This is a genomic window from Salifodinibacter halophilus (assembly GCA_012999515.1).
Classification (GTDB): domain Bacteria; phylum Pseudomonadota; class Gammaproteobacteria; order Nevskiales; family Salinisphaeraceae; genus Salifodinibacter; species Salifodinibacter halophilus.
In genome coordinates, this window is record JABEEB010000761.1 from 1 (window position 1) to 235 (window position 235).

The 235-nt window shown below is 66.0% G+C and carries 1 protein-coding gene; it reads right to left on the reverse strand.

Features of this window, described 5'->3' with window-relative positions; translation table 11 throughout:
* Positions 1-31 precede the first annotated feature (31 nt).
* A partial coding sequence (locus tag HKX41_13620; GenBank protein NNC25172.1) for a hypothetical protein occupies positions 32-235 on the reverse strand: 204 nt, incomplete at its 5' end.

Genomic DNA, 235 nt, shown 5'->3' on the forward strand with positions numbered 1-235 from the left:
CGTTCGGTCTCGACTGGGTGACGTGGTTCGTCTACGGCATCACGATGCTCGTGCTCGCCTGCCCCTGTGCCTTTGTCATCTCGACGCCCGTCTCGGTCCGGAAGTCGGCGCAGAGTCGCGCGATTGCCCACTCGCGGGCGGTCACGTAGGTCCGCTCGCGAAGGAGGTCGTTGACGCGGTCGTACTGCGCGCCGTCGACCTTCTTGAACCGGGCGTACTTCTGGACGTCCTCGGG